Origin of the sequence: Nitrobacter sp. JJSN, from assembly GCF_051912485.1 — a bacterium.
Taxonomy (GTDB): domain Bacteria; phylum Pseudomonadota; class Alphaproteobacteria; order Rhizobiales; family Xanthobacteraceae; genus Nitrobacter.
The window spans coordinates 3,027,501-3,040,771 of the sequence record NZ_CP196822.1; the positions used below are offsets into that span (position 1 = coordinate 3,027,501).

9 protein-coding genes and 1 rRNA gene (1 of these 10 only partly in view) are annotated in these 13,271 nt (G+C 62.3%); 2 read left to right on the plus strand and 8 right to left on the minus strand.

Annotated features, from left to right (window positions below):
- Positions 1–1,331: ribosomal RNA gene (locus tag ACSZOQ_RS14865) — 16S ribosomal RNA — on the minus strand; it reaches 158 nt to the left of the window's first position.
- Positions 1,332–2,150: 819 nt separating this feature from the next.
- Here ACSZOQ_RS14865 and ACSZOQ_RS14870 point away from each other — a divergent pair.
- Entirely contained in the window at positions 2,151–4,238 is a 2,088-nt protein-coding gene (locus ACSZOQ_RS14870) for a M23 family metallopeptidase (protein ID WP_439923223.1), read from the plus strand.
- Between the two features lie 121 nt (positions 4,239–4,359).
- On the opposite strand, the gene ACSZOQ_RS14875 is transcribed toward ACSZOQ_RS14870, so the two are convergent.
- From ACSZOQ_RS14875 to ACSZOQ_RS14895, 5 genes are all read right to left on the minus strand, one after another.
- On the minus strand, positions 4,360–5,439 hold the full coding sequence (locus ACSZOQ_RS14875; RefSeq protein ID WP_439922928.1) for an IS5 family transposase: 1,080 nt from the start codon (positions 5,437–5,439) through the stop codon (positions 4,360–4,362).
- A 133-nt stretch (positions 5,440–5,572) separates the two neighbouring features.
- Positions 5,573–6,535 carry a tetratricopeptide repeat protein gene (locus ACSZOQ_RS14880; protein WP_439923224.1) on the minus strand — a complete coding sequence of 321 codons (963 nt, stop codon included), beginning with the start codon at positions 6,533–6,535 and terminating at the stop codon, positions 5,573–5,575.
- A 6-nt stretch (positions 6,536–6,541) separates the two neighbouring features.
- Positions 6,542–6,928 (minus strand): DUF1850 domain-containing protein, encoded by a 387-nt coding sequence (locus ACSZOQ_RS14885; RefSeq protein ID WP_439923225.1) that lies wholly within the window; start codon positions 6,926–6,928, stop codon positions 6,542–6,544.
- Entirely contained in the window at positions 6,925–9,051 is a 2,127-nt protein-coding gene (locus ACSZOQ_RS14890; RefSeq protein ID WP_439923226.1) for a TRAP transporter permease, read from the minus strand. Before ACSZOQ_RS14890 ends, ACSZOQ_RS14885 begins: the two co-directional genes overlap by 4 nt.
- A gap of 106 nt (positions 9,052–9,157) precedes the next feature.
- The gene (locus ACSZOQ_RS14895) at positions 9,158–10,105 is read right to left on the minus strand and encodes a TAXI family TRAP transporter solute-binding subunit (RefSeq protein WP_439923227.1); all 948 of its coding nucleotides are present in this window, start codon (positions 10,103–10,105) and stop codon (positions 9,158–9,160) included.
- Between the two features lie 366 nt (positions 10,106–10,471).
- On the opposite strand from ACSZOQ_RS14895, the gene ACSZOQ_RS14900 reads away from it, so the two are divergent.
- Complete coding sequence (locus tag ACSZOQ_RS14900) at positions 10,472–11,758, plus strand: glycerate kinase type-2 family protein (RefSeq protein ID WP_439923228.1); 1,287 nt, start codon at positions 10,472–10,474, stop codon at positions 11,756–11,758.
- Between the two features lie 52 nt (positions 11,759–11,810).
- On the opposite strand, the gene ACSZOQ_RS14905 is transcribed toward ACSZOQ_RS14900, so the two are convergent.
- Together ACSZOQ_RS14905 and ACSZOQ_RS14910 are read right to left on the minus strand one after the other, a co-directional pair.
- Complete coding sequence (locus tag ACSZOQ_RS14905) at positions 11,811–12,323, minus strand: MarR family winged helix-turn-helix transcriptional regulator (RefSeq protein WP_439923229.1); 513 nt, start codon at positions 12,321–12,323, stop codon at positions 11,811–11,813.
- A gap of 78 nt (positions 12,324–12,401) precedes the next feature.
- Positions 12,402–13,163 carry a 3-hydroxyacyl-CoA dehydrogenase gene (locus ACSZOQ_RS14910; RefSeq protein ID WP_439923230.1) on the minus strand — a complete coding sequence of 254 codons (762 nt, stop codon included), beginning with the start codon at positions 13,161–13,163 and terminating at the stop codon, positions 12,402–12,404.
- Between the last annotated feature and the right edge of the window lie 108 nt (positions 13,164–13,271).

Consider the following 13,271-nt stretch of genomic DNA (forward strand, 5'->3'; position numbering starts at 1 on the left):
CCGGGAACGTATTCACCGTGGCATGCTGATCCACGATTACTAGCGATTCCAACTTCATGGGCTCGGGTTGCAGAGCCCAATCCGAACTGAGACGGCTTTTTGAGATTTGCTAGGGGTTGCCCCTTTGCTTCCCATTGTCACCGCCATTGTAGCACGTGTGTAGCCCAGCCCGTAAGGGCCATGAGGACTTGACGTCATCCCCACCTTCCTCGCGGCTTATCACCGGCAGTCTCCTTAGAGTGCTCAACTAAATGGTAGCAACTAAGGACGGGGGTTGCGCTCGTTGCGGGACTTAACCCAACATCTCACGACACGAGCTGACGACAGCCATGCAGCACCTGTGCTCCATGCTCCGAAGAGAAGGTCACATCTCTGCGACCGGTCATGGACATGTCAAGGGCTGGTAAGGTTCTGCGCGTTGCGTCGAATTAAACCACATGCTCCACCGCTTGTGCGGGCCCCCGTCAATTCCTTTGAGTTTTAATCTTGCGACCGTACTCCCCAGGCGGAATGCTTAAAGCGTTAGCTGCGCCACTAGCGAGTAAACCCGCTAACGGCTGGCATTCATCGTTTACGGCGTGGACTACCAGGGTATCTAATCCTGTTTGCTCCCCACGCTTTCGTGCCTCAGCGTCAGTATCGGGCCAGTGAGCCGCCTTCGCCACTGGTGTTCTTGCGAATATCTACGAATTTCACCTCTACACTCGCAGTTCCACTCACCTCTCCCGAACTCAAGATCCTCAGTATCAAAGGCAGTTCTGGAGTTGAGCTCCAGGATTTCACCCCTGACTTAAAGACCCGCCTACGCACCCTTTACGCCCAGTGATTCCGAGCAACGCTAGCCCCCTTCGTATTACCGCGGCTGCTGGCACGAAGTTAGCCGGGGCTTATTCTTGCGGTACCGTCATTATCTTCCCGCACAAAAGAGCTTTACAACCCTAGGGCCTTCATCACTCACGCGGCATGGCTGGATCAGGCTTGCGCCCATTGTCCAATATTCCCCACTGCTGCCTCCCGTAGGAGTTTGGGCCGTGTCTCAGTCCCAATGTGGCTGATCATCCTCTCAGACCAGCTACTGATCGTCGCCTTGGTGAGCCATTACCTCACCAACTAGCTAATCAGACGCGGGCCGATCTTTTGGCGATAAATCTTTCCCCGTAAGGGCTTATCCGGTATTAGCACAAGTTTCCCTGTGTTGTTCCGAACCAAAAGGTACGTTCCCACGCGTTACTCACCCGTCTGCCACTGACGTATTGCTACGCCCGTTCGACTTGCATGTGTTAAGCCTGCCGCCAGCGTTCGCTCTGAGCCAGGATCAAACTCTCAAGTTGGACTTGAAACTTTAAACCGGCTGATCACAACGTTTGACGAGGTCCCACCATTTTTTGCCGACCCAATTCTTGCGAATTGAATCAAGCAGCCATCCGCGATTCACATCGCTGATGACGATGGTGTAACCTTTGAAACGTGTACCGCCGAAGTCTTTCGTCCGGTCTCAAATGCAGAACAGCCGAAGCTTTTCTACAATCGAGACCCGCAAGGACTCCGCCGTCCACGTTTCTCTTTCTTCATCTTCACTTGTCAAACAGCCCGGATCCGAAGACCCACTTCCATCTCTGGAAGTTCTCATAAAGCACCCACCGGACGACAAATAACAACCGATGGCTATCGGCTGTTGATTCACTCAACCTAGTGAGGAGCTTTCACAGGCGCGCCGATATGCCTTGGCAAAGGCCAAAACAGCGCCGCGCTCAGTGGGCGGTTTATAGTCCCACCCTCAGACGCTTGTCAACGCCCATCGTCAACAAATTGTTGCCCTGGGTAAAACTCCTTCGCAGCGCGAAAAAGCCCTGCCTCCTGAGGGACTCACGCCGTACTTGAGCCACATTCCTGCGACGTTCTCAGTGGGAAATAACTGTTGAATCGCCGATCACTAGGGGTATCGGCGATTAGTAGCTTCAGGAGACGGCGATCATCCATGATCGCATCGCCTTATCCAAGCAGCCGCGACGCATCGAGGGGGTCAGGTGGCATTGATGTTCATGACTCCGGCCCGCGCTAGGTGCGCGTGATTCCCGGGCGACCATGAAACACGCGAGGCTTCCTCAAGTCTCTCTTCCGGAGGGCGTTGGGGTCCGCGATACGCAGGAATGTCGTCGGTTGCAGGTGGAATTTTGGGGGATGGCGGGTTGAACTCACGCGGTGGACATAGCGGACGCGAGACCGGGATCATTGATCTTGGCCACGAGCCGCCGCTTTCCGCCGACGGATCCGAAGCCGCGGTGATCGACCGCCGCCGCATCTCCGTGCAGTGGTTCAGCGGCACCATTCTCACAGGCCTGTGCGGCGCTGCCCTCATCGGCGGCGCCGTTTTTGCGTCGCTGGACGGCGAAACCACCTTTGCGAGGATGCCCGAGCGGGTGGAAAGCGCGCTGCGCGGCTCGTTCGGCGCCGGCGACCATCAGACCAGCCTTCACAAGAGCGATCGCCTGCCGCCGCCGAGCGAGGCGGCAGCCGCAAGGCAGGTCATCCGCGTCTCGACCGTGACCCGCGCCGGCAACCGCGACGTGATGCGGGTGCGGCCCTTCGTTCGCGTTTCCGGCAACCTGGCGATGGCGACCAGCGATCTCAGCGCAAAAATCCCGCCATTCAACGCCCAACGGCTGCTGTCGGACGTCGGGAGCCCCGCTCGGACGGCATCCGAAGATGATGCTGGCGCCGCGGCGGCGGCCGAACCCGACGCCGAAGTCTCCTTTGTGACCCGCGATCTCGCTCCGATCCTGCCGAAGGCGAAGGTCGCGGCAACGATTCCGATCGATGAAGTCCTGGCACGGGTGCGCGATGCCTCGAACTGGCGCGGCAACAGCGGCGTGCGCTACACCATGGCCGACGCCGCAGCCGACGCCGCCGGCGCGACGTCGAGCATCAAGATGGCCTACGCCGGGGAAAGCGGCGTCGATCCCTATGCCGGTTTTGAAGCCCGTATCGTCCCCGAAAACGTGACGTTACTCCCGAAAACCAAGGAACAACTCACCGGCGGCAATCCGGTCGGCGAGCGCGTGCATCTGGTCAAGCGAGGCGACACTGTCGCCTCGGTGCTGCGCGACCAGGGCGCGACGCCGGAGGAAGCAAGGGCGATCGCAACGACGCTCGGGCCGCGCGGCCGCGACGGCGGGCTCAGGGAAGGCCAGAAACTGCGCATCCTGATGGCACCTGCGGCCCCCGGCCAGCGACTCCAGCCCTACCGCGTGATCGTGGCGAACGATTCGACGATCGAGGCCGTCGCCGCGCTATCGGATCTCGGCAATTACGTCGCAGTTGACGTCGCAAGCATGAATTCGGTCGCAGAGGTCGCCGACAACAGCGACGACGATGACGACGGCAGCGGCGTCCGGCTTTATCAAAGCGTCTATGAGACCGCGCTGCGTGACAAGGTGCCGCCTGCGATCATCGAAGACATGGTCCGCATCTACTCGTACGACATCGATTTCCAGCGCAGGGTCCAGCCGGGCGATTCGTTCGACGTCTTCTATGCCGGCGACGACGAGGGAACGCCGACGATCGAGAAGAACGAAGTGCTTTATGCCTCGCTCACCGTCGGCGGCGAGACCAAGAAATACTATCGCTTCCAGACCCCTGACGACTCTACCGTCGATTACTACGACGAGACCGGCAAGAGCGCGAAGAAATTCCTGGTCCGCAAGCCGGTCGCCAGCGCCATCATGCGGTCCGGCTTTGGCATCCGGCGCCATCCCATCCTCGGCTACGTGAAGATGCACACCGGCGTCGACTGGGCCACGCCGTATGGCACGCCGATCTTCGCGACCGGCAACGGCGTGGTCGAAAAGGCCGAATGGGAAGGCGGCTATGGCAAGTACGTCCGCATCAAGCACAACAACGGCTATGAAACCGCCTACGGTCACATGTCGGCTTTCGCCAAAGGCATGGAGCCCGGCAAGCGCGTGCGGCAGGGCCAGGTGATCGGTTTCGTCGGCTCGACCGGCCGCTCCACCGGAGCGCATGTGCACTACGAAATTCTGGTCAATGGCCGCTTCGTCGATCCGATGCGCGTCAGGCTTCCGCGCGGGCGATCACTGGATGGTCCGCTCCTGGCCAGCTTCGAGAAGGAGCGCGACCGGCTCGACGCGATGATGAGCAGCCGCAATGCCGGCGCTCGTGTGTCGGATGCCGCGGGCTCCCCTGCCCTGCCGCAGGCTCGACAGATCACCAATCGCTGAGGCGGGACCTAGCAGGCTGCTGAACAACTTGCATAGGGCTCTTGCTGTCGCCAATCGCATCGACGTCCGACCATTGGCACCGTCTGGTTTTCCGCACGCGTCGGGGACGATGCGTTGGTCATCATGAGAAGATCAGTTTCGGGATGCGGATGAGGTTGTAGGCGGCGACAGCCAGCGTGAAGGCCCATCCGACGCGATCCACGCCGCGGAATTTTGTCTTGCGCTGACCAGCGACGGTCTTGATCCAGCCGAACGCCTCCTCGATCCGCTTTCTGATCCGCAAACTCGTCCTGTACCCGGCATGACAGGTGGTGCGGCTGTCGATGGTGGAATGCTTCTCCTTCGCCGCGACGTGTGGCGTCACATTCATGGAGCGCAGTTCGTTGACGAAGTCGCCGGCGTCGTAGCCCTTGTCCGCGCCGAGCGTGATGCGCGTCGGGCGGTCCGCCAACGGTTCGACCATGATCAGCGCAGCGGCGCGCTCGGCATGGCCATCGACCGGCGTCAGCACGGCGTCGACGATCAGCCCGTTGCGGTTCTCCATCAGGGCATGTCCCATGAAGCACAGCGCGGCCCCGACGCCGGGGCTTTTCTTGTAGAGCTTCGCCGAAGGGTCCGTCGTCGAGGCGTGCGTATCGTTGGTGCGCCTCTCGCCCCTGAAGTTTACCTCGACGTTGCGGCCGCCATCACCGGATGGGGGTGGCGCGCCATCGTCTTTCGGCCGCACGCTCTTCATCGACGCCCAGGCCTCAATCAACGTGCCGTCGACGCTGAAGTGGTCGTTCGACAGAAGCCGCTTCACCCGCGGCTGCGACAGAACCGCCGCCAGGAACTCGCGCGCCACGTCGCCTTGAAGCAGCCGGTCACGATTCTTCGTAAACGTCGTGGCGTCCCAAACCGACGCATCCATCGACAATCCGACGAACCAGCGGAACAGCAGATTATAGTCGAGCTGCTCCATCAGTTGCCGCTCCGACCGCACCGAAAAGAACGCCTGCAGCAGCAGCGCCTTCAGCAATTGCTCCGGCGGGATCGAGGGACGACCGGTATGCGAATAAAGCGCGGCGAACCGGGTACTCATCCCGGCCAGAACCTCATCGACCAGTGCACGGATCGGCCGCAGCGGATGATCCTTCGCAACGCGATTCTCCAGCCGAACATAGCTGAACATCCCGTCCGATCGCTCTTCCCCGCCTCGCATCGCAAATCACCCCCGTCGTCTCGCCCGCAACAACGGAATCATCAAATCGATCCAAACGCGAGACCGTTTTTCAGCGCCCCGCTAAGGATTAAGCGCGAGGATGGACGACAGCTTAATCGGGCTCGAAACCGCCTCACGGCTTGCGGGCGCTCACGACCCGACGCGCCGGACCGGGACCGGCGCCTTCCATTTCCTTGCGATGCAGAGCCGCGATTTCAAGATCAGGCTGTAATTCGACTGCCGCCTTGAAATCCGCCAGCGCCCGGCCCTTGTCACCGAGAATTTTCCAGGCCATGCCGCGGTTGTTGTAGGCGAGCGCGAGAGTCCGGTCGAGCCGGATGCTCTCGTCGAAGTCGGCGATGGCGCGCCGCTGGTCGCCCTTCAGGCTGAAGGCATTGCCGCGGTCGAGGTAGTAGGCCGCGCGCGGCTCGAGCCGGATCGCCTCGTCGAAATCGGCGATCGCCCGCGCATAGGCGTTGTTGCGCATGTAAAGCCGGCCACGACTAGCGTAGTGCTCGGCCACCTTCGGCTCGAGACCGATGGCGGTAGTTCGGTCGTCGATAGCAAGATCGATCCGCCTGACCTTGAAATACTCCGCGGCGCGGTCGGCCAGGAATTGCGTGCTGCGCGGATCAAGACGGACGGCTTCCGTGTAGTCGCGCACCGCGAGCCGATGCTGCCGCATCAGGGCGAAGGTCGCCGCGCGGCCGGCAAAGGCGCTGGCCAGATCCTTGTCCAACCGGATGGCCCGGTCGAAATCGTCCAGCGCGAGTTCGTACTGCTTGGCGTCGGTTCGCACGCGGCCGCGCAGATCGAAGGCCTGTGCCGACGCCGGATCGCGCCGGATCGCCTCATCGCAATCCGTCATCGCGAGATCGAGCTGAGCGAGCCTGCGCCGGATTTCGGCCCGCACCAGCAAGGCGTGCTGTTGCATTGCCGCCGTCGACCCTGCAGCATCGATCACCAATCCACAGGCAATGACGGCATCCTCCGGCGACTGCGATCCCTCCACCGCGCAAGTGGCCGTACGATTGTCCTGCGCGATAGCCGGAAGCCCCACAAGACATGCGATCGCAGCAAGAAAAACTATCCGCATGTCGCCTCAGCGTGGAACCCGTTGCTCACATGCGCGCATCGTTGTGATGTGAACTCCTACGGGATGCCCCAGGATCGCCGACAAGGTACGACAATTTCCGCCCGCACACAGCCGCCATTCGCCGGCGAGACCGGAATTGCCGAGCACGACCTGCGGCATCGGCGCGCGATTCGGCCGCCATTGGAACCAGCCATGGATGAGCCGTGCCTCCGGCGGCGGCTCCATGCCGGCGCCCGAGCCCTTCACACGCGCTTCCACCAATTGGAGGCCAAGTGGCGTAACGCGCCAATCTTCCTGCCAGTCGACCTTCTCGATCGAATGGGTCCACACCAGCGTGAACGCCGCGAGCGCCAGCGTCTTGGTGACGCCCGCAGAGATGAGGCAGAGACTCATGTTGCAGCCGCCGTGGAACGGGGCCGCTGCCGCCACTGCCAGACCAGGATCGCAAGCGCCAAAGCGTAGCCGACCCAATCGCTATACTGAAATTCACCGAGCAGACAGAGCGCGGCAACGAACGCGATAACCCGTTCCGCCAGCGTCATTCGCGCAAACAGGAAGCCGATTGCGACCATGCCAAACAATCCGATCGCCACCAGCGCCTTGACGGTCGAATAGACCACCGCGCCGTAGAAGCCGAGCTCGGCCGCCAGCGGATCGCCGGCCTGCAGCATCAGCGACGGCGAATACACCGCGATGAACGGAATCACGTAACCGGCCAGTGCGATTCGCATCGCCTCCCAGCCGATCTTGTCCGGGTTTTCCTTTGCGATCGGCGCAGCCGCCAGTGCTGCCAGCGCCACCGGCGGCGAGAGGTCGGCCATGATGCCGTAATAGAACGCGAACATGTGGCTCACGATCAGCGGCACGCCGAGCTTGGCGAGCGCCGGCGCGGCGAGCGACGCGGTGATGATGTAGGTCGGGATCGTCGGAATACCGGTGCCGAGCAGGATCGACAGCAGCATCGTCATGATCAGCGCCAGAAACAGGCTCTTGGCGCCGAGACCGATCACCCAGCTGCCGAAGATGGTACCGACACCGGTCTGCGTCATCATACCGATGATGGTGCCGACGATGGCGCAGGCCATGCCGACGGCGAGCGCCGACTTGGAGCTCTCGGCGAGCGAGTCGCGGCACGCCAGCAGCGTGGCCCGCCCCCCACGCGTCAACAGGCTGAGCGCGACCAGCCCCGCGATCACGTAGGATACAGACACGATATCGAGACCGTTACGCGACAACACGCCGACGATCAGCGCAAGGCCGACCCAGAACACATAGCGCAACGCTTTATTGGACAGGCCGAGCACGATGCTGGCGCCAAGGATCAGCGTCACCGTGAGTGACAAGCCGATGATACCGGCATAAAGCGGCGTGAAACCCTCGAACAGCATGTAGACCAGCGCGGCCAGCGGCAGCACGAGAAACCAGCGATCGACCAGCGCCTTCCAGGCGCTGGGAATCTCGGACCGCGCCATCCCGACCAACCCGTTCTTGCCGGCTTCGAGATGCACCATCCAGAATGCGGAGGCGAAATAGAGAACGGCCGGAATCACGGCGGCCTTGACGATGACGGAGTAATCGACGCCGAGCGTTTCGGCCATGATGAAGGCGACCGCGCCCATCACCGGCGGCATGATCTGCCCGCCCATCGAGGCAGTAGCCTCGACGCCGGCAGCGAACGCGCGGCGGTAGCCGAACTTGATCATCAGCGGAATCGTGAACTGGCCAACCGTGACGACGTTCGCCACACCGGAGCCCGAGATCGTCCCCATCAGTCCCGACGCGACCACTGCGACCTTTGCCGGACCACCGCGGGTACGACCGAACAGTCCGAGCGAGACGTCGGTGAAGAGCTGGATCATACCGGCACGTTCGAGGAACGAGCCGAACATGATGAACAGGAAGATGTAGGTCGCGGACACGTAGATCGGAACACCGTAGAATCCTTCGGTTCCGTAGGACAGATGGGTGACGATCTGATCGAAGGCATAGCCACGATGGTTGAACGGCGCCGGCAGATATTGTCCGAAGCACCAGTAAACGATGCATGCGCCGCACATCAGCGGCAGCGCGAGCCCCATCAACCGCCGGGTGCCCTCAAAGATCAGCACGGCGAGCAAGGTTCCAACCACCAGATCGAGCGTGGTCGGGTCGCCATCGCGCAGGATCAGGTCGGCGTAGAAGATCCACTGATAAAGGCCGCACAGAAATCCGATGCCGCCGATGAACCAGCCGAGCGCGCGGCCTGCATTGCTCTTGGCGGTGAAGTTGGCCACCAGCCCGAAGGTCATCAGGATCAGGAAGCCGACATGGACGCCACGCACCACCTGACTCGGCAGCACATTCCATGCCGCGATCGCAATCTGAAAACCGGCGAAGGCAATGCCGATGGCATAAGCAAGGTGTCCCCAGCCGCCGGGACCGAATCCCGCGGGGAATCCGTGTTCGAAATTATCGAATTCCTTGACGGGCGCCACGGCGGCGTGCGTCTGCGACATCTCGAACCTCTCGCCGGACATCACGTCCGATCCTTGTCTCAAAGCCTCCGTACGAATTCAATCGCTTCGCCGAGCACGCCGACGACGCATCGTGTGCTGGCGCATCCTGCAGCAGACCACTTGATGATTACTTGATGAACCCTTTTTCCTTGAAATAGCGGATCGCGCCGGGATGCAGTGGAACCGGGCTTCCCATCGCAGCGTCTTCCAGCTTGATGCCGCGCGCGGCCGAGTGCGACGCGACCAGGTCGGGCAGCGACTCGTAGACCAGCTTCGTCATCTGGTAAGCGAGGTCGTCCGACACCGCCGAACTCGTCACCAGGAAATTGACGACAGCCGCAGTCGGAACATCCTTGTCCTGCCCCTTGTAGGTGTTGGCCGGAATGGTCGCGGAGACAAACGGCGGACCGATCTTGTCGACGACCTCCTTTGGAACCGAGACCACGACGATGTCGCTCGAATTGCTGAGATCCTTCAGCGAAGCGACACCAAGACCGGCAGATTGCAGCGTCGCGGTGAGTTGCCTGTTCTTCATCAGGTCGACGGACTCGGCGAACGGCAGGTATTCCACCTTGCCGAGATCCTTGTAGTCCATGCCGGCCGCTTTTAGGATTGCCCGCGAATTCAGTTCGGTGCCTGATTTCGGCGCGCCGACGGAGAGGGTCTTGCCCTTGAGGTCGGCAAGCGTCTTGATGCCGCTGTCGGCGGTTGCAACAATCTGGATGTAGTTCGGATAGATCGCGCCGATGGTCCGCAGCTTGGCCAGCTTGGTCTTGAAGCCCGCCTCGGCGTCGCCCTCCCACGCCGCTTTCAGCGAGTCGCCGAGCGTGAAGGCGATCTCGCCGCGGCCCTGCTCCAGCAGATTGAGATTTTCGACCGAGGCCTTGGTGGCCTGGACCTGGGTCTTCACATTCGGAATCTTGTCGCTGTATATTTTTCCAATAGCGACGCCGAGCGGATAGTAAACGCCGGAGGTTCCCCCGGTCAGCACATTGATGAACTGCTGCGCGTGGGCGGCAGGCGCCGACAGGGCGGCCAGGGACAAGGCAACGGCAACGATCAATTTGGACGTCATCAGCTTGTTCTCCCGGTTGCTCGGAAGAAAACGTGGCCGGACGGCGCGTCGCGGTCAACCCGCCCGGACGTGAAACAAGCGAAGTAAGACAAAAGCCACTTTAGACATTGGTATGAGTATCTGACCTGCGAATACGCATACGGATTGCGCGCGGCTTGTCCGAACGTCATGTCCACGCACTTCGAAACATCGCCCCGCATCGGGAACTTCTGCAACAGACATTCGCTTTTTCCCTCGAGACCGATCGGCCAACCGGACAAAAGGCGCCCGACATTCTGTGCGGGTTTTCTTGTGGTCGAATCCGGCGGATAAAGAGCGACCCGTTCGACTTTTCACACCGTTGTCTTTGCACGATTGATCCGAGCCATGACCGACCACCGCAAGCTGCTGCGCGCGATCTTCGATGCGGCTGTGGCCGTCGCACACCCCGACAACATTCTCGATGCGTATTTGCCGCGCGCGCCGAAAGGCCGCGTGATCTGTCTCGCCGCGGGCAAGAGCGCTGCCGCCATGGCCGCCGTCGTGGAACGGCACTACCTCGACGCTGCGGGTCTTGATTCCGCGCGCCTGACCGGCGTCGCCACTACTCGTCACGGCCACGGCCTGCCCACACGTCACATCGAGGTGATCGAAGCCGGCCATCCTGTACCCGACGAGGCGAGCATGCGCGGCGCCGACATCAGTTTGAAACTCGCGAGCACCGCGACCGCCGACGATCTGCTGCTGGTGCTGCTGTCGGGCGGAGGCTCGGCGAACTGGATTGCGCCCGTAGATGGTGTGTCGTTCGCGCAGAAGCAGCAGCTCAACCGTGCCCTGCTCCGCTCCGGCGCGCCGATCGGGGACGTCAACACGGTGCGCAGGCATCTGTCGCGAATCAAGGGCGGGCGGCTGGCGCGAGCCGGCCGGTGCGCCGAGATCGTGACGCTGGCGATATCGGATGTGCCGCGCGACGAACCGGCCGCCATCGCCTCCGGCCCGACTGTGCCCGATCCGACCACGCTGGCCGACGCCCACGCGCTGGTCGCGAAATACGGCCTCACGCTTGAGGATGCTGTCATCCATGCTCTGAACGATCCGGCAAATGAGAGCTGCAAGCCCGGCGATGCCGCTTTCGCGCGCACGCGCTTCGAGATTGTCGCGCGCCCACGAACCTCGCTCGATGCCGCGATCAGGCTCGCGCGGGACGCCGGCTATGAGGTGCTCGACCTCGGCGCCGATCTCGAAGGCGAGGCCCGTGATGTCGCCGCGGATCATGCGAGACTGGCGCTCCAGGCACGCGCCGACGGCCGAAAGCTCGCCATCCTGTCGGGCGGTGAGCTTACGGTGACGGTGCGTGGTAACGGACGCGGCGGGCCAAATCAGGAATACGCGCTCTCGCTCGTATCACAGCTTAGGGACACGCCCGGCATCTCCGCGCTGGCAGCCGACACCGACGGCGCCGATGGCGGCGCGGGCGACGCCTCCGATCCGGCCGGCGCCGTGATCGACGCCCACACCCTCGCAGCGATGCGCGCGCAGAAGCTCGATCCTGCCGCCTATCTCGCCAACAACGACGCCACCGCTTTCTTCGCCGCCACCGGCGACCTGCTGCTGACCGGTCCGACACTCACCAACGTCAATGACATCCGGGTCATTCTAGTGGATGCCGTCTGACCGGCTACGGCTACGCTGCGCGTGTCGCCGCCTTGGCGTCACGCAGTCGGCGTCAGAAGTCGCGCGCGATCTTCGCCAGCATGGAGAGCAAAGCCTCACGGTTTTGCGACCCGAGCAATTCGTTGAAGCGCGTTTCGTGCCTGGTCGAGATCAATTTCTTGGCGCGCGTCAGAATGGCGCGGCCCTTGTCGGTCAGCATCAGCACATGCGACCGGCGATCGGAGGTTGAGCGTGTCCGCACGCACAGATCGCGGCTTTCCATGCCATCGAGCATCGGAACCAGATTCGGGCGCAAGATGCCGAGTGTGCCGGCGATCTCGGTCTGGTTGCAGCCGGGATTGCGTTCCAGCAGCAGCAGCACCGAGAATTGCGCCGGCGTCAGTTGCAACGGCGCGACGCAGCGGCTGAAATCATCGAACACCCTCACCTGGGCGCGCTTCAGCGCGTAGCCAAGCAATCCTGACAACTCGCCGAGCTCGAGCGCGTTGCCCTCGCCGGCATCGCCGGGCGAAGCGCCGCGCTCCCTCGTGGTCAGATCCGGGGCGGAGATTTTGGAAACGGTCATTCGCCTGTTGCTCGACACAAAGCCGCGCCGGCGTCGTGCCGACCGTGATATTATGTTCTATAATTGTTATTTTACATATTATTTCGGCGCCATGCGCAGCGCGGCATCCAGCCGCACGACCTCGCCGTTGAGATAGGGATTGTCGATCATGTGCAGGGCCAGCGACGCGTATTCGTCGGGCGAGCCGAGCCGGTGCGGAAACGGAATCGTGCTGGCGAGACTGTCGCGCGCGGCCTCCGGCAACGCACTGAGCAGCGGCGTCAGGAACAGACCCGGCGCAATGGTGAGAACGCGGATACCGAACTGAGCGAGCTCGCGTGCGATCGGCAGCGTCATGCCGACAATGCCGCCCTTCGACGCCGAATAGGCCGCCTGCCCGATCTGGCCGTCATAGGCCGCGATCGAGGCGGTGTTGATCACTACGCCACGCTCGCCGCCCTCCAGCGGCTCGAGCTTTGACATTTCAGTGGCCGCGAGCCGCAGCATGTTGAACGAGCCGATCAGGTTGACCCTGACGACGTGATTGAAGTCGGCAAGCGCATGCGCCCCTTCGCGGCCGACCACGCGTCTGGCAGGAGCAACGCCGGCGCAGTTCACCAGCACCCGCGCCGGACCATGCGTCTTCGCCGCCGCGACGATGGCGGCTTCGCCCGACGCCGCGTCGGACACATCGCAGGTCACGGCGACGCCGCCGATGTGCCGTGCCAACTCCTCCGCGAGTTCGGTGTTGAGATCGCAGACCGCGACCCTGGCGCCTTGCGCGGCGAGTTTTCGCGCTGTCGCAGCGCCCAGTCCCGACGCTCCGCCGGTGACGATGGCTGCCTGACCTTTCAATTGCATGACGCTCTCCCGATCCGACGAAAGCGCTTAGAAACGTCAGTGTCGGCATGGCCGTTCGAAGAACGGCGTCGCTTCCGCTTGCCTATGCGAAGAACGGCGGCGCTCCCG

Coding starts and splice junctions, on each gene's coding strand:
- ACSZOQ_RS14870 (WP_439923223.1), top strand. CDS start 2,151: ATGTCGTCGGTTGCAGGTGGAATTTTGGGGGATGGCGGGTTGAACTCA.
- ACSZOQ_RS14880 (WP_439923224.1), bottom strand. CDS start 6,535: ATGCGGATAGTTTTTCTTGCTGCGATCGCATGTCTTGTGGGGCTTCCG.
- ACSZOQ_RS14895 (WP_439923227.1), bottom strand. CDS start 10,105: ATGACGTCCAAATTGATCGTTGCCGTTGCCTTGTCCCTGGCCGCCCTG.
- ACSZOQ_RS14910 (WP_439923230.1), bottom strand. CDS start 13,163: ATGCAATTGAAAGGTCAGGCAGCCATCGTCACCGGCGGAGCGTCGGGA.
- ACSZOQ_RS14890 (WP_439923226.1), bottom strand. CDS start 9,051: ATGTCCGGCGAGAGGTTCGAGATGTCGCAGACGCACGCCGCCGTGGCG.
- ACSZOQ_RS14875 (WP_439922928.1), bottom strand. CDS start 5,439: ATGCGAGGCGGGGAAGAGCGATCGGACGGGATGTTCAGCTATGTTCGG.
- ACSZOQ_RS14905 (WP_439923229.1), bottom strand. CDS start 12,323: ATGACCGTTTCCAAAATCTCCGCCCCGGATCTGACCACGAGGGAGCGC.
- ACSZOQ_RS14900 (WP_439923228.1), top strand. CDS start 10,472: ATGACCGACCACCGCAAGCTGCTGCGCGCGATCTTCGATGCGGCTGTG.
- ACSZOQ_RS14885 (WP_439923225.1), bottom strand. CDS start 6,928: ATGAGTCTCTGCCTCATCTCTGCGGGCGTCACCAAGACGCTGGCGCTC.